We start from the raw sequence: 22357 nt of genomic DNA on the forward strand, positions 1-22357 counted from the left end.
AGATGAAATTTTCAAAGTTATGAGCTAGACCTAATGTAAAGCGTTTTAAAACCTAACTTAAACAAAAACAACAATAGCATGATGAATTTCCGGGTAGCACCGCTGATGCTGATCGCACTGATATTTTTGAGTGTTGCCATCGTCAATCAGCAAATAACCATAACCATATGGCGTCATAGCTTTGATGACGGCAGCTATTCGCACGCCTATCTGATCCCGTTCATTGTTGCCTTTATGTTTTGGCAATTACAAAAACGTGGCGAGTTAATCTCTCGTCAGGCGTTGAGTTTGCCTGCCTGCGTTATTTTTATCGGCGTTGGCATACTGTTATTTATTTCGGTACGAGCACAGCTCAGTCTCGGTTACTGGTTGTCGATGTTATTATTGTGCGTTAGTGGCATTATGTTGTTTTTTCGCTGCAATATCGCCACACTTGCCGCCAGTTTCTACCCAATCTATTTGCTTCCGGTATGGGGCGGCTTTACCGATATATTGCAATCGATTTCTGTCGTTGCAACCGGCGTACTATTAAGTTTTTCAGGCATTCCGTTCTTTATTGAGCAAGAGTTGGTCACCATTCCCGCTGGCATATTTAAAATTGCGAACGGCTGCAGTGGCTTACGCTATTTATTGGTGTCACTGGCTTTGGCGCATCTGTATATTTTGCTGTATTTGCGCCATTGGCAAAGCGCGGTGAAATTTTTGGCGGTGGCCATTGCTGGTGCATTGTTGACTAACTGGATACGCATCACCGCATTGATATTGGTCGGTGAATATACGCAAATGACATCGGATTTAATTGACGATCATAATAACTTTGGTTGGTATCTGTATATTCCATTCCTGTTCATTTTATTTAAATACGGTACGCATCTTGAGAACGCTATTGCCAAAAAGCAAAGCCAAGAGCAAAGCCAGCAAGACGATGAGGCTAACAGCACCAAACCGGTCGCTAGCGTATCACTGCCAACAGTATCGGTGTTTATTATTGGTTTGTTTTTGTCGTCTTCATTTTTAGCGACTGTGCACAAGTCAACACAAGTGTTGACGCAAATAGAGACCTTACCGTCACCTCAAATTAGCTATTTTTCATCCATTGACGTCACGCAAAGCGAAACCGACATACAGCAAACGATTGAATATCGTATTTGGTTTGACTGCAAAGAATTAGATTGTAAGCCGGATTTTTATCTCAACAAAATTGTCCCTGAAGGCTGGCACGTTGTGCGCCGCTATCAAAACGAGCAGGGCAACCAAGTGATTGTGCGCCGCGGTAATGACGAAGCAAAAATCACCTATCGTTACCAATTACATGATGCTCAATTTACCAGTTCACTGGCACTGAAATTAGCCAGACTAAAACATTTTATGACAACGGATAGCCGCAGCAGTATCCATTGGCAAATGTCTCGATGTAAAACCACGCAATGCCTTGAACAAGAGAAGATAGCCAATGAAGCCACAATGTAAGCGTGTGCTTATTTTTGGCAATGGGCGTCTGATTGAACAATGGCGGCAAATGACCAAAGACGTCGAGCAAATAAAATACTGTAGTAACTATGACGAATTGGCTCAGTATCCAGTTAAAGACAGCGCCGTGTTGTTTGCCAAAGTCGATTTACTGCTCGGCATTAAATTAGCCTTACGCTTTAAACTCAAAGGCTACCCAAAGGTGATGCGGCGATGGATGGGTACCGATGTGCTAAACCTGAAAAAACTCAGTGCTTGGCAACGACTTTGGGCGCTACCTATCCTAAAAACGACATTGGATTGTAATCTTGTCTCCGCTTCATGGCTTGGCGATGATTTGCATAACATGGGGTTTAAAAACATTAACTCTTGGGAAGCGCCATCGCCCCTGTATTATCAGTGTTTGCAATTAACGGAGCAACACATTGAACACAGATGGCAGCAAAAACCAAAGACCATCATCATTTACTCAAATGAGCACAGGGAATGGCTTTATAAAACTCAACAAATGATTGAATTAGCCGAAAAGCTTGCTGAATATCAGTTCATTTTTGTCGGTCATCCAGATAAACAACTCGGCCTATCCCACAACGTAAAATCAATAGGCATCGTTGACCAAGAGCAGATGCATGAATTGTATTGTCAGAGCCATTTTTTAATTCGCATCACTAGCCATGATGGCTATTCACGCATGGTGGTTGAAGCACAGCAATATGGCCTGCAAGTGATCAGTAACTACCCGCGCGTGCATGGCCATTTTGCGAAAAGCAATGAACAAATAATTGATGTACTCGATTCAATTAACGGCGCTAATCCTGATGCCCGTCGCTATGCATTGGATCACTTTACACCGCAAAAATGGACACAAACCTTGCTAACGCAACTGGCTGCCAGCTGATTGTCTGCAATACTTAACAAAGAGGTTGTTAACTATGCTTTTTATGCGAAATTTTGCCATTATCTTGCTTTGCTCGATGGTTTGCCACACCGGCAAAGCCTATGGCACGGATACGCCACCTCTGTGTGAACCTGAGCCGAAACATCAGCAGACTTATTACGTCGCCCTTGATGGCCATGACTACAAAGGTAAAGGCACTATCAACAACCCTTGGCGCAATATTGCCTTTGCGGTATTTAAAGCCCAAGACGATAGCCTGATTGTGGTCCGCCCCGGAGTCTATGAAGGCCCAGTTAAAATCAGTAAGACATTTAAAAAAGGCATCACCATCAAATCGGAAGTGCCTTATGGCGCTAAACTAACCGCGCAAAAACGGGTATTGGCGCTGGTTAAGGCTGCTGCAAACATTCGTATTCAAGGCTTTGAGATTTCCCATAAAGGGCCAGGTGCTCGCCCGGTGGTGGTGCACATTGATGCTTGGGGTACAGAAAACGTGCATGGTATTAGCCTAGTTAACAATATCATTCACGATAGCTATAACAATGATTTGTTAAAGATAAACTATGGCGCGCACAACATTTTGATCAATTGCAATATGTTCTATAACCAAGGCAATTCAGACGAGCATATTGATATTAATTCGGTTGCTGATGTCCACGTTCGCCATAATGTGTTCTTTAATGACTTTCCCGCAAGCAATCGCGAAATAACAAAAAAATCATCCAGTTACATAGTTATCAAAGACAGTAATAACGAAGATGACCGCTTCTTTGGTAGTACCAACATTAATATTGATGGCAATATTTTCTTTAATTGGCAAGGTTCACATGGCCATGGGTTTATCTTAGTCGGCGAAGATGGCAAGCCTTACTTCGAAGCCGAAGACATCAACATATTCAATAACTTACTTATTGGTAATAGTAAGATTTCGATGCGCTCACCGTTTGCCGTAAAAGGCGCTCACAAAATAAACTTTGACCATAACACCGTGATCGGTGACTTACCCAGTAATGCCTATGCGCTGCGAGTCAGTGTCGAAGGCAACAATAAGGTGCCAACTGACATTAACATGCGTTACAACATTTATTCCGACGCCACAGGCACCATGGGCTCTGGTGATTATCAAATGAGCAATGACTTCACCGATACCGAATATGGTGATGTGGATGACTATCTGCTTAGTAATAATATCGTTTTTAATGGCGAAGAAGGCGCACCGTATTCACTACTTGATGTGGTTAATGCCAGTGATGATGACGATCTGCGCGAATTTGATACCGGCATCACATTGCAACAAACCTTAGTGTCGCCAATTTACCTAAGTAAAAGCAAAAGCTTTGCCGATGGTTCGACTTCAATTGAGCAAGTATTTAAGAAAATCATCAATGATTTGACGCCGCCTAAGCAGCCGCAAAAGCTGGCATTAGATGAGTCAAAAGCAGTGCCGTTACACGATATATTAGGTCGTCCACGCACACCGCCGTACAGTATTGGTGCGATCGAATATGAGACAAATAAGTAGTCGATGAAATTTACTAAACCGCTGGGCCTTGTTGATTTAGCGAAGATGCTATCTAAGGTCTACACTTTAAAAAAATAACCATTTTCTGGGGTTACCGTGAAATCTAAAAAAGTCATTTTGGTTGAGTTTAATGAGCTCTGTCCTAGCCTGATAGATAAGTTTTGTCAGCAAGGCAAACTTCCTAATTTTTCGCGCTTAGCAGCGCAAAGCCAAAAATTTATCACCGATGCCAACTGTGACGTTGAATACTTAGAGCCTTGGATCCAATGGGTTACCTTACATACTGGGGTTGCCTATGATGAACATAAGGTATTTCGTTTAGGCGAAGCGCAAAACCTCAAACAAAGCTCGATATGGGATCGCTTATCGAAAAAAGGCCTTCGCTCTTGGTTATGCGGTGGCATGAACATTAAATACGACAGCAATGACCCTAATATTTGGGCATTACCAGACCCTTGGAGTCTGGACAGCAAAGCGTCTCCAGCAGAATTTAATACGTTTTTCAATTTTGTTCGAGCCAACGTGCAGGAACATTCCAATGAAAAATTTCAACTGGGTGCGGCAAGCTATCTGCAATTTTTAACCTTTATGCTGCGCCGTGGTTTATCCATCGCCACCCTTAAGCATATTGCCTCGGTATTTTGGAAACGCTACACCGGCGACTCGTGCGCCTGGCGCAAAGCCACCATTCTTGATTGGTTGCAGCTTGATTTATTCAGCTATGGCTTAAAGAAATTCAACCCACATTTTTCGGTATTTTTCTCTAATTCAACGGCGCATTTTCAACATAAATACTGGCGCTATATGGAGCCGCAAAAATTCGCGGTAAAAGCCAGTGAAAAAGAACTCGAAGAGTTTGGTAGTGCTATCGAGTATGCCTATCAAAATCATGACCAATTATTAGGCCGGATTATGAAAATGGCCGATAAAGATACCTGTATCGTCTTATCTTCAGCGCTGAGCCAACAACCGTTCACTGCCGAAGAAGAGCATGGTGGTAGACGCTTTTATCGACCAACTGATTTTGACCAGGTGGTCAGTTTATTTAACTTCGACGGATTACTCGATGTCAGCCCTGTGATGTCACATCAGTTCCATATGCGTTTCAACGACACGCAACAAGCTGAGACCGCCTATCAGGCATTACAAGGCGTTACCTTTGCCGATGGCGCCCCATTTCTTAAACTGGTGCTGGAAGACGATAAGGTCTTCGCTGGCTGTGCCGCGAATAGCTTAGTCGATGAAAACAGTCAATTTGTTATTGACGGTCAGCAGCATAGATTCTTTGACTATTTCTATATGGCGGACAATATCAAAAGTGGCATGCACCACCCTGATGGCATTTTTTGGGTGTCACAACAACAGGCCAGCGACAGCAATGCAGAACGCATTAAGTTAACGCAAGCGACGTCGGTAATTCTTGAACAATTTTAATCGCTGATTATTCTGGCGTTAAACGCTGGCTCGCCCAACGAAAGTAGATTTTAAGTGGTTGTGGCGACTTGCGTTGTAAGGAATGAAATAAGCGCTGCCCCGTGGTATCAAAGGCGCGGAAAAATACCAGTAAATGTACGTAGCCAATAATAAACACTATGCTACCTGGTATAACGCGCCACCAACCATCCATATAGCGATTCAAAAACATCACCACAAGTGCCATGCATATGCCTGGAATAAGGATGCGTAACAAGCTTGTTATTGGCATCATTTTATAATCAAACGGTTTGGCAAATCGCATATAACCAATCAATTGCACGATCGATAAGCTGCCATAGACCCAAACCGCCGCCATCAAGCCATAATTACTGACTAACAGCAGGCTAAGCAAACACATCAAGGCAAACACCCCAGCGTTTACCCAGGCAAGCACATCTTGCTTGTCATGGCTTATCAGGGTCAAATTGGCTCCCTCTTTTAATAAGCCAATAAATTTGAAAAACATCAACCATTGCAATGGTTGCACCGCTGCCATATAACGCTCACCATACAACAGAGCAATCACTTCTTTGGCGTAGATAATCAGCGGAAATATCACCAGACCGGCGAGAATAATCAAATAGCGTTCAGCTTGTAACACCTCACCGACGGCGGCCTTGTTTTCTCTGGCAACGACAATCTTAGGTAGCAAAATCTCTTTGTAGATACCCGGCACCAATGTTATTGCCGCGCCGGAGAGAATAAAGGCGATGTTAAAAAAGCCTGCGGCTTCGAGAAAATCACTGCTTTGTAAGACTAACACCTGACTTTGACGAAAGGTAAAACCGGCAAAAATCACCACAAACGTGGCACTGATCATCTGTTTGATAAAGCGGCTTCGATAGTGCTGCTCAAATTGCTCATTAAACTGCGCACTGGGCAGGTCATTGCTAATACGAATCACTACTAGCCAAAACAATAAACAGGTGACCGCGTAAATAATTAAGAAATTAGTCAATCCCGGTAATAACACCGCACAGATGATCACCGCCAATAGGTTAAGAGGGTTTACAATCAAGCTTACCAAGGCGACTTTATCAAAGCGGCGAATGCCTTTCATTATCGCCAAATTCAACATGTAACGCGCTTTAAATGACGCCCCCAACAGAATAAACGCCACCAAACTGGCGGAAACACCAAAGTCAAAATCAAACCAAATCACCAGAGCAATAATGCTAATGGCGATACACAGGCGTATTAAAAACAAGCGATTCACTAAGTGAAAAAATGCCGCTAAGTAATCCGGCGATTTGTGCTTCACTTCGGCAACAAACTTGGTGACATTGATGTTCATGCCAGCGTTAACCGACAAGGTAAAAACACTGGCAACAAAAATAATGCTGGAATACAATCCGTATTCCGCGGTAGTCAATGAACGGGCAATGGTGATCGATATCAGCATGCCACAGATGTACTCACTGTATAGGTGAAAACCGGCCATTGCGGTTTGCATTATGGCTCTCATGACTGGTACACCTGATGATAATTTTGTGCGCAAACATCCATGGTAAAGTGAGCAAAAAAGTACTCTTTACAATGGGTCGCAGCCTGCTCTAATTTAGCGGGCTCGGTAATCACATCATTAATGATACGTGCCAGTGCATCACTGTCTGCATACTCATAAAGCCAGCCCGTTTGCTGCGGTTTTACCAATTCAACATTACCGCCAACACGACTGGCAACACAGGGTACGCCACAACTAAAGGCTTCAAGAATGACCAGGGATAAACCTTCGGTTTCTGAGGTGACGACTAACAGGTCGGCGTTTTGATATATCTTCTCTCTATCTTGCACATTGCCGTGAAAGTGGCTGATTTGCTCAAGCCCAAAGGCCGCTGCACGCTGCTGATTTTGTGCCATTAAAGGGCCGTCGCCATAAAAATTCACCGCCAGTTTTTGGCGACTCGGTAGCGGTAATTTACTGATCGCTTCAATTAGCACATGTTGCGATTTTAAGGCAACAAAGCGCCCCACATGAACGATGTTTAATAGCCCTTGCTCGCTGCCTTTTTCGCGGCTGATATCAATCGCCGACAAGCCATTTAACACCACTTGGGTTTTATCTTGGTATTGAGGATAGTGTGTGACGAATTTTTTTTGCGCGGCGTCACTAACAAAGATGGCTTTATGCAATCGCATAAACACCAATCGATACAATACTCGCCACTTAAGACTCAGTAATGGATGTTGGTTATGGCGGGTGTAAACCATTTTCGCTGTTAAACCGATGAGCGCTAAGGTGACTCTGAATAAACAGTAACTTGAGTGCACATGAACAACATCGGCGTCTTGGCATATCGCTCTTATTTGCCCTACCTTACTCGCTAATAGCAATTTTTGTGAGCTGTTGTTAACTTGCTCAAATAGCGCATCAGAGCTTTGCCCCATGGATAAGATGATGCTGTCGTCGTGCATCTGCTGACGTTGAAAACAGGCAAGATCAACGACAAAGCGTTCAGCTCCTCCCATATTCAAACTACTCACCACATGCACTATTTTCATTGTCTTGTTATCAATTCAGCTGCCAATCAACACGGTATGGCTTGAAACCCATCTTCTTTTTAAATCGTTTTAAGTTATCACTGGCACCAAAAAATGAACCATAGGCATAGAAATTTACCTGTGGATGGCGTTCGGTAATGTCTTGGTAGGCATCAATAATAAGCTGTGGCACCACCCCGAGTTTTTGTACATCGGCGTGACCGTAGATATGTTCAAGCATGCACAACTGACCGGCAATTAAAAATCCTGCATAAGCAACGAGTTTTTGGTTTTCATCGAAAACGCCGTAATAACAATAGTCATGGTACTCATTGTTACTGTTGTGGATGGTGCGCTCATGCGGTCTTTGGCTGATAAAGTCAGTCGGCATTTTGCCTTGTCGAACTTTAGCCGATTTGCGAATATCCCAAATATCGTCCAAATGTTCGTTGAAATTAATTGGCCGGGTTTCATAGTTAAAGCGCACCGCTTTGCGATAATTGCGTCTGGCAGAACTTTCGATACTCATAAAGTAGTCTTTGTCCGCCTCAGGTGCCGCAAATAAGGCAACACCGTATTGCAACTGCCGCACTAAAAAGTACTTATTGTGTCGCGACATAGCATTACTATAAAACTCTTCAGTGATCTGTTTAAAAAACGGATCATTACTGCCTGTTTTATCCAACTGCAAGTCTATAGATACGCTGGGCATATCCATCATTTGCTTGAAAATTGATATAGCTTTCTTAAATTTTTCTTTCATCGTTATATAATTAACAAAATCTTAATGACTAAATAAATAAATACGACGGCAATCGGTGCTATCACCAACGCCATGCTCATTTGTTTCGTTTGCACTTCAGCAATGTCAAATGTCTGCTCATCACCTTTCAGTTTTTTCGTTGACGGTTTGCTTTCTTTATCCTGATGGTATTTTTGCCACCACACTGCGGCACTTAAACCAAGCAGGATATAGAGAATATTAGAAAAGCTTCGAGACAAGAAAAACCCGGTCGACGCGAATGCTAATAAACTGTAAAACATGGTGGTTTGTATTTTGCTGACCTTATCGGCAAACACGCCGGACATCTGCAACATAGAAAAGCAAAGGCAACCAAACCAAAAAACAAAGCCGAATAGCCCCAGCTCTGCCATCACCAAAATATACGAATTATGTGCGGTCAGTTCGTGAAAATCGGTGAACCAGCCCTTGCCTATACCAAACAGCACATTATCGAGAAACATATGAAAGCCGTCATACCAGGCTAAGACCCGATCTTGTGCTGAATTTTCATCCAAATCGATGGTTCTAAACTTGCCGGTTACCCATAAAATCGCCGGAAAGGTAATAACACCGACAATCGACGATTTAACCATGCCAAACTTCTTATAAAAGTAATAACCAGCAAGTACTAAAGCACCAACTAGGGTGCCTCGGGAATTTGAAATCCATATACCATACATGCTTGCTAATATCGCCAAGCGATAGTAATTCTTGCCGAAAAAGCTTTGGCTTTGTCCTAGCAAATAAAACATCATTGGCAAGGTGATAAGCACATACATACCAAAGTCATTTGGATCGCTGTAAACACCAATATAGGTGGCGCGATCCATGATCAAGCCTTGCCCAGACCAACCGATACCAAGTGGGGAATTCATCTGCACATAGCCGTGATAGACCATGATACAGGTCGCCAGCACCATGATGCGCATCAGCCACTCTACCTGCCATTGATGTTTAACGATATTGCCGATAAGCAGCACCGGAATCACCGATGAGAAAAAGAAGATACCCATACGAGTAACACCACCGCCAACCCAGCCGGTGAACAGCATCGACAATAAAATAGCCAGCGCCACCCCTAACAATAAAGTCAGTTGTTTAGGCCAGAACTTATTATCCTCAAACATGACATAAGCCACGGCACAGACTAATACCGTATATCGCGCCACTTCCCATTCTTCGGTCGCTTTAAACCATTCGTGTGGACGAATAATGACGAAGACAAAGTACAAGCACAGGATCAGGAAGGTCATATCACCGGTCTCCTGAAATTGACCATCAACTTGTCTTTAAGCGCCAACAACCGCTGTGCCCAGTTTTTTGCCGAAAAGCGGCAGCGTAAACTAACCACTGGTTCCGTATTGGAGGTGATAAAACGCTTATAGCTCACCGATGATGCTGCCATCAAGTCGTACTGTGTAAGGCCGTCAGATTCCGCCAAAGTTAACGCTTGAGCGTGCATCACATAGCCAATGTTGTTGACCTCGTGAATATCAAGGCCACTTTGATAATAACTGAGAATATCGCCGTCGATAACGCCATAGAAAACACCTACGGTTTGCTGCTGGCGTTGTAATGCAAACATCATAATCCGTCTTTGTTGCCAAAGTTTGCGAATATACTGACGATGAAATTCAATAAAGCGAGCGCTACTAAATGCGCCAGGCTTTTGTTTGGCGCGCCATGCCGATTGATGCAGCGCCACCAATTGTTGATACATGTTTTCAACCTCTTTGATGCTATCGGGCAAGACCAAGGTCAAGCCGTATTCAGAGAGGTTCTTAAGCATTTTTCGGCGTGCGCTGGCACTGTTAATGGAACGAGAATAATTGGCGACCGGCAAAAAGTAACGTACGCGACTTGCGCTCTCAACAACATCAGCATCTGCAGGCAAATAATTTTGGCAAAACTGAGCACAATGACTGTTGCTTAACACTTGACTGAACTGCAACCGTTGTAGGTTCGTTATTGATTTAAGGTAACGATTAAAGGCGGTAAACACTTCTTGTTGGTATGTCGAGTCGAGTAAAAAATCCTGAAATTCGCTGGCGACCTCTTCATGCTCAGACTCGCCTTGACCAAGGAAAAACAACTCCAGTCCTGACCAAGTCGATTGAAAATAAATAGGTATTACAGCAACCAGCTTTTGCTCGTTATAATACAATTGCACCGCCAGCTTATCGGATTTTTTCAGATAACGTTCGGCCCATAAGTACAACCAATCAAAGCTACTACAAAATCCAAGATTAACCTCTTGACGCAATTGCTCCCAAGCCTGCCGATAAGGGAGCAATTTTTCTAATCTGGTGATGTGTTTTACCGTAAACGCCATATCAGTAGTCCCACCGGTAAAATGGGTTATCAAACGCCTGAAAAATCTCAGCCAGTAATGGCTGCTTGCTAATGTCTAATTTGTCGCGCCAACCTTCACATAATTGCTCTTCGTCATAGCGTTCAATTTTTTGTCGCGAGTCAAATGCGTTGTATGATGGCTTGCGGTAATTGGCCATAAACTGCTCGCTGCCGGTCAATTGCAACTGCGAGCTTAATTGTTTGGCGGTATCTTCGGGTTTGCGCACCATATGTTCATATTGCAGCACCAGCCAAGATGATTTCGGCGCTAAGCTAATTGGTATCCAATTTTCCAAAAACCAACCTAACACATGCTTTTCAAGCGAGCTGCCATGTTGCAAAACTTGCTGCCCGACATGACGTTGTTGCTCAGTCAGTAAACTGCCCAGTTGCTGGCTCGAAAGATACGCTTTGGCGCAACAAGGCCAGCCAAGCCTATCTATCGACATCGCCGTTGCAATAGGGTGGCGCATTTGAAAAATGATTTGACCACTGAAATTCTCAGCGAAATCGGCAATATAGTTTTTTACGTAAAAGAATTTAAATATTTGCCGATCATAAACAAAATTATAAGGTGGCTGCCAAAACTTCCATTGCGTGTTGTAAACGATCTGCCCGGATTCAATATCTCGGTAGTAATCTAATAATTGGCGTTTTTCGCTGTCATTCAAATCGACAAAAAACCCGTCTTGGGCTTGCGGTAAACGATGACGATACGGATTATGATTTAAGGTGACATCAAAAATCTCAACGCTGCGTTTGGTTCTAGGTTCCGCTGATAACAATTCAATTAGCCAAGTCGATCCACCACGGCGATTTGAAAACAACAAAATATTTTCTTTGTCGCTTTGTTGGCGCAGATGCAAGCGGCCCAAACTATTATTGGCAATATGACGCAATTGGGATTTAATGGCGTATTTCATGCTCATCTTAATGCACGTTCCTTGTTACGTTGAAAATTGATACCTACATCGTCACTGGACGAGACAGTTGACTTGTTGTTACAACGGCTTTGAGAAAATAAATCCGTGAGGTAGCTACCGCCATTGAAACGCGCCAACAAGTGTAAATTTACCAACAACCAATACACCTCATAATCTGCATCATGGTTGAGTTGCGAATAATCAACATGCAAGCTATCGAGGATAGTTTCAGCCTCGCATGCCAGAGACTTTAACGGACCTTTTATCCATTGCCTGGCGGGTACGGGGAAGCCTAACTTTTGTTGATAAAGCCAATCGCGAGGATAATATTGACTCGCTAAGTGTCGTAAAATGGGTTTAGCCCACTTACCGCCGAAATACTGCTTATCGGTTAACGACAACGAGATGTTGTATACCTGTTGGTCCATAAATGGCGAAATAATTTGCCTATTGCTAAGCTCAGCGATGGCCTCAGTTTCGTCATAATGCTGAGCCACCTCATTGTCGATTGCAAAATTCATGACGCCGATACGAGCCCCATCTTCAGCCAAGCTGACGCAATCTATTTTATCCATATTACTGATTGATTCTGGGCATTGAGAATGCCAGAAATCCAACGAATGTTGTTTAAACTGGATGGCAAAACTGCGTAACAAAATACACTTTTCAGAGCTTTGTAATGCCTCTCGAATAAACTTAAATTTCCCCGACTGGGCTAAGCCAAGTTTTTCAATAAGATATGCACACTGTTTTGGTAGACGGCGTTTTAGCATTAACCTGGTTTTCGCTTTCTTTACCGCGTTCGATCCCATCACCGTATCAGCCGCTTCACCGTAAACAATGCCGGTATATTGCTTTGGTATGGCTTTGAGCATGGCCATCATCACCAAGGAACTGTAATGCCTTAATGGTTTGCGATAATGCTTGAGAATGGTCGTCAGATCTTGCTCAATGTCTTTCTCATCGATATCAACCACCAAATGTGGCAACTTTAAGGCGCCGGCAAATTTTGCAGCCATGGCCAATTCGCCGGGGTAATTGTTATAACGGGCTGAGACTAAAATACAGTCATCAAACACCTTTTTGGACATCGCAGCCAATAGCGAACTATCCACGCCACCGCTGAGCAAAATTGCCACTTTGCGGTGCTGTTTTTTGGCGTTCAGTAAATTATTGAATAACGCTTGCTCCGTACGTTGGCATTGCTGTTCAAAATTGGTTTGACTGAGCGCGGTATGATTCCAATCGTATTGCGACACCTGTTGCTGATGTTTTTCTATAACCGCATAGCTTCGTGTTGGTAAGCGATCAATATGCAAATAATAACCTTGGTACCAAGTCTCCAACCTAAATCGGGTACATTGCTGCCAACCTTGCTGGCTGAACTGCAAATCACCGACCGGAAAATTTTGTAAATGACTGGTGAGCTGCAATTGTTGCTTAACTTGGCGCCAATACATACCTTTGCCGCGATAGCGATCAACAAATAAGTAGACCTTGCCTTGGCTAATGATTGCACCGCAAAAATGACCGTCTAAATTGCATAACTTAGTAAATTGTCGAGCTTGCATGTCGGCACGCAGCTCTTCTAGGGCGCATCCCCAGAAATAACCAAATAACAGCAGACGATCACCATTGTCTAAGGTTTCATCCAACCAATGTTGACTGCTGTCAGCGACATCAACTTGCGCCGATTGTGGCCAAGCAAGTGGATCGCTGTTCATATCTAATTGCAGGTTAAAGCCGAACATTATCCCCCCTGCTAAACTTTCGGGTTAACGCCAAAAAGGAGCGCTTAAGTTGCACGCAACCAACCACCATGGCGGGCCAAGGATCGCGCCAGCTAAAATAGATAAAAAAGTAACGACTACCTAAGGTGCGCCAATACGCTTTGCATATGTCGGCAAAGCTCTGTCCATCTCGGTAGCGCGAATATAAATCTTCGTAAAAACTCAAAAAGTAACAGCCATTTTGCTGTTGGTAAGACGGCACAGGTAAATTCAAGGCAACCTGATACGACGCGAATACGTTGTTGATGCCGCACTGACTATCAAAATAATTGCACATGCCAAGCCGCGGATTGAGTTCAATGTATTTATATTTGCCATCACTGGCATCAAACTTAAACTCCACCATAACCGGTCCAACGAGACGGCAACCGACACCGAGCTTATATACCTGCTCTATGATGTCTTCGTTATAATCGCTGCGTGCATGACAGGTGACGCCATAATGCGGTGGCGATAACTGCAAGCGTTGAAATGTAAAATAACTGACCAGTTGATGTTGTCGGTCGAAAACACAATTGCATACCCATTGGCTGTCGTCATCGCCAGCAATAACGTGTTGGCCAATAAACATATCCAATTGACTCGCGTATTGCTGGTAAAACTCTTGCAACTCGGCAAGGCTGTTAACCACCAAATTTTTGCGGGCAAAAACGTTGTGCTGGTGGCTACGCGGTTTGATTATAATCGGCAATTGGCATTGCTCTACCAAAGCCTCAGCGGTGTCAGGTAAATGCGTCATCGATACTGGCAAATTGACAAACGCTTGTACCTTTAATACTTCTTCGCGCTTATCGATAAAGTCGCCATTTTTATACTCTGACGGCAAGGCATACTTAAACTTTTGCGACAATACCTGCTGATGACGTTCAATAAAATTAACGTACCAATCGGAGGTAGGAATCAGCACCTGATTTTTACCGGGCCAGCTGCGCAGCAGCGACATCAACTCGCTTTCGTTGTCATGATTAAAGCGTTGTTTGTTGACAGGGATACGGGAATACCAGCTGACATCATCATGGCTATCAACGATAACATCACAGCTAATGCCTGCTTTTTGCAGGCTGCGCAAAGCCCCAAGACCATTAGGTCCCGTCGCTAGGATCAATGCTTTAGCTGCCTTTACCATACAATACAATTCAGTTTTAAAGTGGAAAGATCACCCTCATCAAAGCAGTAGCGATTGATACTGTAACGTTCTGAAATAAAGCGATTTTTGCCTTTTTCATTGTTAAACGCTAATGAGTATCCCGCGACTTTTGCATTGTCGAGAGTGTGCTGATCGAAACAGTGATAACGCCCCACTGGGTACGCCAGATATTTAATCGGTTGATTAAGTTGCTGCTCAAGAACTTGTTTAGATAGAGTCAATTCATGCAGTTGTTGCTCTGTGCTCATGCGCGCCAAAATATTATGAGTTTTGGCGTGCGAACCGATGTCCATGCCCATATCTTTTAACTGGTGAATATCCTGCCAGTTCATAAATAACGAGTTACTTTGTTGCGCTAATTGCGCCCGCGCCTGAGGAAACTGCTCGCGCATGTCGTCAAGAATCTGCACCAGAGTGTGATTGTTGTCTCGCTTACTGGTAAATATGACTTGCGCGATTTGTTTTTCAATGGTGTTCGGTTGCAGATTGATGTCTTGCCCGGTGCTCAAGCTTTTAAATACCCGACCAGTTGACTGGCGCAACAAAAATGCCATTTCATCCCACCACGGAATGCGTTCACTGCCAACAAAATCAGTGGTAATGAAAAATGCTGCAGGTAATTGATATTTAACTAATAACGGCGCGGCTTTATCAATGCAGTCTTTGTAGCCATCGTCAAAGGTAATGACGGCTAAACGTTTATTGATAGGTTGCTGTTCATCAAGAATTTGCGATAACGTCGCAACATCGACCACGTCAAAACTGGCTTTTAGTAGCAATAGGAATTGTTCAAATTGGTCGACACCACAGGAAAAAATATTACGGTCAAACTGACAACTATGGCGATCGCCAATACGATGCAAATTAAACACATAAATGCCGTTCGGCAAAAACTTGAACAGCAGGTTTTCCAGCTTCAAAGTGCGAATTAAGCGACTTTTTAAGCGCAGTATCGAATCCTTCACTACGCCTCCTTCACCGCCACCGAGCGAAATGAAGGTTTATTTAATTCATAATCCCGAAACTGATTCGGGTTACCTTGTTCACCGGCTTCCGCTGCTTTAGCAATATTGTACATCTCTCTGGCACTAACGTAGTGCAACAGGTAGTTTTCACCATCGTTATAGGTTTGCTCTAAATAGTCATGCATTTCATCACGAGCACGACCAAGTAGCGTCTCCATATCATCGTCTTGCGTGCCATGGGTGTGCACTTTGACAAAAATCCACTCCGGTCGTCCTTTAACATGAATATGTGAATTTACCCACAAATCGACCCGCGCTGGAATTGGTGGCAATTTCTTTCTGACATCGCCATTTTCAATATGAGGCACACCTTTGCGCCCCGGCATTTTAAAATTAAAGCCAAGAGGCCCCTGAATAAGCATCAAGTCACCGCTGGCAGCAACATTGGTTTGTACATCCACTCCCCAATCATGGTTCTTGCGCTTGCCAGGTACATTGCTGGCATAATAAATCGAGTTTACTTTGCGGGTTTGTGTCTCACTTGGTGCAGACGGCAAGGTCATATCAACATAGCAACCGGTTTCTTTAAGCAGTTGCAATTCATTATCGAGCCCACACCACATGCAATCTGAACGGGAATTATCTAAGGCCCAGTTACCATGAATAAACGCATACTTTATTTGTTCCGTTTGCGAACAATAGGGCAATGCGCCGTGTTCATAATGTAGGGTATGAGCAAATTCTCGCATGGTTTGGCAAAAGTTATCCGGCGTATCATTGTCGTGATGCAAATGAATTTCGATTTCGCCAAAACCTTCGGCACACAATGCGGATAATTTCGCCAAGTGCTCATAACGGTATTCTTCAGCGGGATAAAAAAAGCTGTGTTTAGGCACACAACCGTCACTGTCTTTATGTTTGCTTGCCATCACGCGATAGTCTTTACACCAGCGATCAACGCGGCGTCGCTCGACGTTAATATCATCGGTACGCCACATAGGTTCAAAATGATCGGCAAAACAAAACAACACGTGCTTGGTTCCGCTTACCTTTGGCTTGTTTAGCTTTGCACGCAAGAAAGATGGCAACCAAATATGCATATTCTTTTGATAAATGACCCGCAAAACCGCCACCGAGCCGAGTATCAGTAGTAATAGAACAACTAACATAAACATCTAGCTATCACCCCCTCTTGCGGTGCGCTGCCATTGGCCTTGCTTATTGCCAAGGCAGAACTGCCAAAAGCCTTTTAGCAGAGCCAAGTTCATTAATAGAAAAAATGCCGCTGTAGCCTGTAAACTGGCGACATAATTGTGATTTTGTAATTTGTGTATGGCATGCCAAGCAACGCCATAAAAGACGATTTGCGCTAATAAGGTGAACTGGAAAAAACCATGTTGTAGTAAAAATAAATTGCTGAATAACAACAACACCAGCATATGTGGAATAAACCAACGCACGACTTTATGCGACCAAAAACACCACGCCAAAATGCCATGTTCAGGGGCTAATGCCCAAAGGCACTGTTTTAACGCTTTGTAATTGCCTAAGCCAATACGGACACGACGGCCAAACTCATCGCCCAAAGATGGTGCCACTTCTTCTCGCGCACTTGCCAGCGTGCGATAGACAACTTTATAGCCCTGCTTTTTAATATTCATGACGATGGTAAAATCATCGACGACGGTGTCTTTGGGTAATGGTTGATACAACGATTTGCGCATTGCATAGATAGCACCATTGGCACCCAGTAAGGCACCCAATCGGGATTCATGAAATTTGAGAAAGTTCTCATAACGCCAATACATACCGTCTTGGTTTTGATTATCTTGCTTGTTATATAGATGCAGTTTGCCGCACACCGCACCAACACCGTCGACAAAGCCACTGACCAATTCGCTTACCGCATCAATGGCAAACTCGGTATTGGCGTCACTTAACACCACGATATCTTGCTCAACTTGTGCCATTAGATCGTTAAGCACACTTATTTTTCCGCGGTTTTCACTGAATGCAAACACCTGCAAACGCGGGTCATCTATTTGCGCCAGAATGTCATTGGTATTGTCGCTACTGCCATCAGAGCCAATATAAAAGTGCAATTGGCCTGGGTACTGCAATTGCTGTAAATTCTCAATTCGTTGGCCAATGCTTTGCTCTTCATTAAACGCAGCAATAACAATTGCGACATCCGGATAATCGCTGCAACTGCCCGGCTCTTCACCGTATTTTTGCGACAGCCAATACAGCACCGCCGGATAAATAAAATAGCCATATAGGATCAGCAATAGGCAAATAAAAAATACCAGGGTCATGTCTAGTTCCTTACAATTTCTTTTGCCGGAATGCCCACCACGGTAGCGTTTTCAGGGACATCTTTAACAACCACCGCATTGGCACCAACTTTTGCATTAGAGCCAATGCTGATACCACCAATTACCTTGGCGCCACTGCCAATAAATACATTGTCACCAAGCACCGGGGCTTGGCCTTTTTCATCGCCTATGACCACACCACTTTCGATAACCACATTGCGCCCGCCTTGAACTTTAGAATTAATCACCACGCCGATTGGGTGTAACAAGATAAAACCGGTGTCGAATTTGGCGCGTACACCAATCACACAGCCCGTGGTCAACACATTGAACTTATGGGTTAACCACGCTAATGGTGATAAGCGATATTTAATAAAGAATCCGGTTAAGCGATACAACATCACCGCTAACGTACCGTCGCTGCTTAACGCTCGTAAGAAGCTGGTATAAAAGCCTTGGCTTTGATAAAAGCGCTGCTTTTGGCGAATATCATCAATAAACTGCTTCATATCAACTCCATACGCTGGCGCACAAAATCAACATTGCGTTGCCAATTAAAATTACCGGCATGCGCCAGTATTTGCTGTTTATCCCAGACATTGTGCATGGCTTTTTCGATCGCATCGTGCAGTTGCTGAGCATCACCTTTGCGCACCAAAATACCGGATTGTTCGGTAACAACCTCTGGAATACCACCGACATTGGTTGCCACAACGGGCACGCCACAAGCAAAGGCCTCTAGTACCACGTTAGGCACACCTTCGCGATAACTGGGCAGAATTAACAGCGATGATTTAGCCAACAATTGACTGACTTTATCGGCGGCGATGCTGCCATGTAAGCTAATTTGCTGTTGCATGTTCGCGGCTATTATTTGCTGTTGCAGCTGCGGATATAACGGCCCTTCGCCAACCACATCAAGATGATATTCAGGATTGCCCTGACTTAATTGCACAAACGCTTCGATAAGCTCGTTGACACCTTTGCTCGCAATCAAGCTGCCGATAAATATGCAACGGTTTGCTTGCTGATTATCTTCAGGATGAAACAATTGTTGATCGACACCGTTATAGTTAAGCCACAATTTATCGTCGGCGATACCAATCGCTTTAAGCTGGCTTTGTAAGTCCTTACTAACCACGAAGATACCTTGCACTTTGCCAAGGTACTTGCGCATTAGACGTCTGCGCCTTGGATATTGAATATGTTCATTAATGTCTGTGCCATGTACTTTGACAAACATCGGCAACTTTAAATGGCGGTTTAACATCGAGACCGCCACTGCATCTGGGTAACCCCAGCTGGCTAAAATTGCCGAGGCTTTAAATGCACGTATCCGTGATAACAAACACAATAAGCTCAGGTACTGGAAAAATGGCACCAAAGAGCGGGCAAATTTAGGGATATAAAAGTAGGGGCAATAGAGCACGTGTTCACTGCTTTTTGCCTGATGACGATGACGCCACCACTCTAGCCAACCGACTAAGACCACCATATTGAGTTGATGATATTGGGCCAATTTTTGAAACTGCGTACGGTTAAAACTGGCACGGTTAGGTGCCCAGGGAACCGGATATAAATTGGTAATCACCAATACAGACTTACTCATGCGCGCTAACCAGCTTCCTATAAACATCAGCGTATTGAGCAGCGGTCGCATCCCAGGTTCTTTGCACGGTGACATAATCGAGGCCATTGGCGGTTATTTTCGCTAATTCCTGTTCATCATCGATAACGTTTAGTACTTGTTGTGCTAACGCTTTAGCGTCATGCGCCGGCACCAAATAGCCCGTTTCACCGTCTTGTATTAATTCACGATGGCCACCGATATCTGAGGCGATAACCGGTTTATTTTGTGCCATAGCCTCTAACGGTTTTAACGGCGTGACTAATTCGGTAAGACGGATACTTTCGCGTGGATAAATCATGATATCGGCGAGAGAGTAATAACGCGCAACCTGATCGGCACTGACCCTGTCGACAAAGGTGACATGTTCAGCCAATCTCAGCTTGATGGTTTGCTCCACTAGGTTTTCACGTTCGTTACCGCCGCCAACTAACAGCAAATGAATATCTTTGCGTTGTTTGAGGATGTGCGACATGGCTTTTAGTAAATAAGACAAACCTTCGTACTTAAAAAAGCTGCCAATAAAGGCAATCACTTTTTTATCTTCCAGACGGTAGCGTTGCAGTAACTCCGGATCTTTTTCGACTAATGGCTGAAATTTACTTAAATCAACCGCATTCGGGGTGATAAATATTTTGTTGCTGGCAATACCACGCGATTGAATGTCTTTTTTCAAGCCTTCACAAATACAGCTCACCGCATCGACGGTTTCAAAGGCTTTTTGCTCTACCGATTTGATCAATCGATACATCGGGCTATTGGTTTTCACTTTACCGGTATCAACCGCGGCATCTTCCCATAATGCGCGCACTTCATAGGCGATAGGAATATTGTGCTTACGGGCAACACGTACCGCCGCCAAGGCGTTCAACATTGGTGAATGGCACTGAATAAGATCAGGCTTCTCGGTTACCACGTGTTGTTCAATATGCTTGGCTAAATGGCGAACGTAAAACACATAGCCAATCAGAGGAATTTTCGCTAACCAAGACCTGTCTGCAGGGGTACGAAAATACTCAATACCTCGTGCAGTTTCTTTAAGTGATTTAAATTCTTGGTATCGTTGACTGGTCATTTGCACCGTTTCGATACCCAGCTTTCGTTGGTGGCGTAAAATAGCATCCGAGCGCAGCGAATAACCGCTGATGTTCGGCAAAGAGTAGTCAAATACATGTAACACTTTCATCTCGATCTCCTAACGTCCCTTACCAAATAAAACGATTTCTGCGGTTTGGATAAGAATGTACAAATCCAATAGGAAACTGCGATGCTTGATGTAATAAAGATCGTATTTAAGCTTTTCCTCTGCATCGGCGACGGTTGCGCCGTAAGGGTATTTAAGTTGTGCCCAGCCAGTCAGGCCAGACTTAACATTATGTCGTTCGTTGTAATAGGGAATATGCTGCTTTAGCTCGTCGACAAATTCAGGGCGCTCAGGTCTAGGCCCAACAAAGCCCATGTCACCGGCTATTACGTTGTAGACTTGCGGCAGCTCATCGATGCGATATTTACGAATAAAACGGCCGACTTTGGTCACTCGTTCATCTTCGCTATCTGCCCACTGTGCGCCATTTTCTTCTGCATCTATGCGCATTGAGCGAAATTTCACAATGGCGAACACATTGCCATGCAAACCAACCCTTTTTTGCCAATAAAAACAAGGCGCTGACCAACCATCTTCAATTTTAATAGCAAAGTAAGTAAGCAACATGAATGGCCACGTTGCGAGAAATAAAATGACCGATAAGGCGACATTGAATAAGCGATCAAAACCATTACGCAGGTCATTACTCGATTGAAAGCCGGCGGAATAAATTACCCAGCTTGGATAAATTAAATTGACCGCTATTTGTCCGGTTTCTCGCTCAATAAAATCAAGAATTTCCGATACCACCACACCGTGAAGTTTGCACGCAAACAGTTCGCGGACCGGCAACAAGGCGCGACGCTCATCGGTTGCCACAACAATTTCGTCAACATTGTTATTGATCACATAGTCATATAGAGAGCCATTGAGGTGGATAATATTTTGCGTATCTATGTCGGAGTTAATATCGCCTTCCATATAGACAAAACCAATCAGTTTAAAACTTTCTCGGTCAACCTCCCTGCGCATCCGTTTTTGCACGATCAAAGCACGTTGCCCAGAACCAAGGATCAACACATTACGCTTGGTAAAGCCAAGAACATTAAATTTGACGAGTAAATAACGCAGAATAAAGGTCAATAAAGCGGCCAACAAGCAGGCGCTAAATAGATTTTCACCACTTAAGGCGGTAATAGAAAAGAGACTACGTGCCATGGTCATAAGAACAAAACCAATGGCAAAAGCTAAGCCCAGTCGACGGAATATACCTGGCAGCTTTTCACGTAATTTTGATTTATACAAACCCAAGCCTAAAAAGCAGGTTTGCATACAGATGATAAATACAACGATCACCCACCAGTTACTGATCGCCAGCAACTGTGTTTCAGGGAGACCGTCTGCGATAAGCAGAGCTCCGCCTAGCAACACAACATCCATGACATATAACAACTTCTGCATAAACGTTGAGTAGTTCGTATTATTATTGTTCACCAACTTGTCCTTAGTCAGGTACATCTTTA

The 22357-nt window shown here is 43.8% G+C and carries 19 protein-coding genes; 4 read left to right on the forward strand and 15 right to left on the reverse strand.

Features of this window, described 5'->3' with window-relative positions; genetic code table 11:
* Positions 1–78 precede the first annotated feature (78 nt).
* The 4 genes from xrt to E2K93_RS07120 all read left to right on the forward strand — a co-directional run bounded on the left by xrt (position 79) and on the right by E2K93_RS07120 (position 5324).
* Positions 79–1470, forward strand: coding sequence for an exosortase (gene xrt, locus E2K93_RS07105; protein ID WP_135438428.1), 1392 nt, complete (start codon positions 79–81; stop codon positions 1468–1470).
* The gene (locus E2K93_RS07110; protein ID WP_135438429.1) at positions 1454–2368 is read left to right on the forward strand and encodes a glycosyltransferase family 1 protein; all 915 of its coding nucleotides are present in this window, start codon (positions 1454–1456) and stop codon (positions 2366–2368) included. Before xrt ends, E2K93_RS07110 begins: the two co-directional genes overlap by 17 nt.
* A 34-nt stretch (positions 2369–2402) precedes the next feature.
* Positions 2403–3890 (forward strand): right-handed parallel beta-helix repeat-containing protein, encoded by a 1488-nt coding sequence (locus tag E2K93_RS07115; RefSeq protein ID WP_135438430.1) that lies wholly within the window; start codon positions 2403–2405, stop codon positions 3888–3890.
* 96 nt (positions 3891–3986) lie between these two features.
* Positions 3987–5324 carry an alkaline phosphatase family protein gene (locus tag E2K93_RS07120; RefSeq protein WP_135438431.1) on the forward strand — a complete coding sequence of 446 codons (1338 nt, stop codon included), beginning with the start codon at positions 3987–3989 and terminating at the stop codon, positions 5322–5324.
* Between the two features lie 7 nt (positions 5325–5331).
* On the opposite strand, the gene E2K93_RS07125 is transcribed toward E2K93_RS07120, so the two are convergent.
* From E2K93_RS07125 to E2K93_RS07195, 15 genes are read right to left on the reverse strand one after another with little or no spacing between them, the layout of a single operon-like run.
* Positions 5332–6831, reverse strand: a complete 1500-nt coding sequence (locus tag E2K93_RS07125; RefSeq protein ID WP_135438432.1) for a lipopolysaccharide biosynthesis protein — start codon at positions 6829–6831, stop codon at positions 5332–5334.
* Positions 6828–7835 (reverse strand): glycosyltransferase family 4 protein, encoded by a 1008-nt coding sequence (locus E2K93_RS07130; protein WP_189637875.1) that lies wholly within the window; start codon positions 7833–7835, stop codon positions 6828–6830. Before E2K93_RS07130 ends, E2K93_RS07125 begins: the two co-directional genes overlap by 4 nt.
* Positions 7836–7878: 43 nt before the next feature.
* Positions 7879–8610 (reverse strand): hypothetical protein, encoded by a 732-nt coding sequence (locus tag E2K93_RS07135; protein ID WP_135438434.1) that lies wholly within the window; start codon positions 8608–8610, stop codon positions 7879–7881.
* Positions 8611–8612: 2 nt separating this feature from the next.
* Positions 8613–9884, reverse strand: coding sequence for an O-antigen ligase family protein (locus tag E2K93_RS07140; RefSeq protein ID WP_135438435.1), 1272 nt, complete (start codon positions 9882–9884; stop codon positions 8613–8615).
* Entirely contained in the window at positions 9881–10963 is a 1083-nt protein-coding gene (locus E2K93_RS07145; protein WP_135438436.1) for a GNAT family N-acetyltransferase, read from the reverse strand. The genes E2K93_RS07140 and E2K93_RS07145 overlap by 4 nt, the downstream gene beginning before the upstream one ends.
* Position 10964: 1 nt before the next feature.
* A complete protein-coding gene (locus tag E2K93_RS07150) occupies positions 10965–11912 on the reverse strand; it encodes a hypothetical protein (protein WP_135438437.1) in 948 nt (315 codons plus the stop codon).
* Positions 11909–13657: an asparagine synthetase B family protein gene (locus E2K93_RS07155; protein WP_135438438.1), complete on the reverse strand. Its 1749-nt coding sequence runs from the start codon at positions 13655–13657 to the stop codon at positions 11909–11911. The genes E2K93_RS07150 and E2K93_RS07155 overlap by 4 nt, the downstream gene beginning before the upstream one ends.
* The gene (locus tag E2K93_RS07160) at positions 13644–14822 is read right to left on the reverse strand and encodes a hypothetical protein (RefSeq protein WP_135438439.1); all 1179 of its coding nucleotides are present in this window, start codon (positions 14820–14822) and stop codon (positions 13644–13646) included. Before E2K93_RS07160 ends, E2K93_RS07155 begins: the two co-directional genes overlap by 14 nt.
* Positions 14816–15808, reverse strand: a complete 993-nt coding sequence (locus tag E2K93_RS07165) for a polysaccharide deacetylase family protein (RefSeq protein ID WP_189637876.1) — start codon at positions 15806–15808, stop codon at positions 14816–14818. The genes E2K93_RS07160 and E2K93_RS07165 overlap by 7 nt, the downstream gene beginning before the upstream one ends.
* Entirely contained in the window at positions 15808–16983 is a 1176-nt protein-coding gene (locus tag E2K93_RS07170; RefSeq protein ID WP_135438441.1) for a hypothetical protein, read from the reverse strand. Before E2K93_RS07170 ends, E2K93_RS07165 begins: the two co-directional genes overlap by 1 nt.
* Positions 16984–18123, reverse strand: coding sequence for a glycosyltransferase family 2 protein (locus E2K93_RS07175; protein WP_135438442.1), 1140 nt, complete (start codon positions 18121–18123; stop codon positions 16984–16986).
* Positions 18124–18125: 2 nt separating this feature from the next.
* On the reverse strand, positions 18126–18632 hold the full coding sequence (locus tag E2K93_RS17870; protein WP_135438443.1) for a serine O-acetyltransferase: 507 nt from the start codon (positions 18630–18632) through the stop codon (positions 18126–18128).
* Positions 18629–19732: a glycosyltransferase gene (locus E2K93_RS07185; RefSeq protein WP_189637877.1), complete on the reverse strand. Its 1104-nt coding sequence runs from the start codon at positions 19730–19732 to the stop codon at positions 18629–18631. Before E2K93_RS07185 ends, E2K93_RS17870 begins: the two co-directional genes overlap by 4 nt.
* Positions 19725–20936 carry a TIGR04063 family PEP-CTERM/XrtA system glycosyltransferase gene (locus E2K93_RS07190; protein ID WP_135438445.1) on the reverse strand — a complete coding sequence of 404 codons (1212 nt, stop codon included), beginning with the start codon at positions 20934–20936 and terminating at the stop codon, positions 19725–19727. The genes E2K93_RS07185 and E2K93_RS07190 overlap by 8 nt, the downstream gene beginning before the upstream one ends.
* 9 nt (positions 20937–20945) lie before the next feature.
* Positions 20946–22328, reverse strand: a complete 1383-nt coding sequence (locus E2K93_RS07195) for a TIGR03013 family XrtA/PEP-CTERM system glycosyltransferase (protein WP_228445541.1) — start codon at positions 22326–22328, stop codon at positions 20946–20948.
* Positions 22329–22357: the final 29 nt, after the last annotated feature.

The sequence above is a fragment of the Thalassotalea sp. HSM 43 genome (genome assembly GCF_004752005.1).
Lineage (GTDB): Bacteria > Pseudomonadota > Gammaproteobacteria > Enterobacterales > Alteromonadaceae > Thalassotalea_A.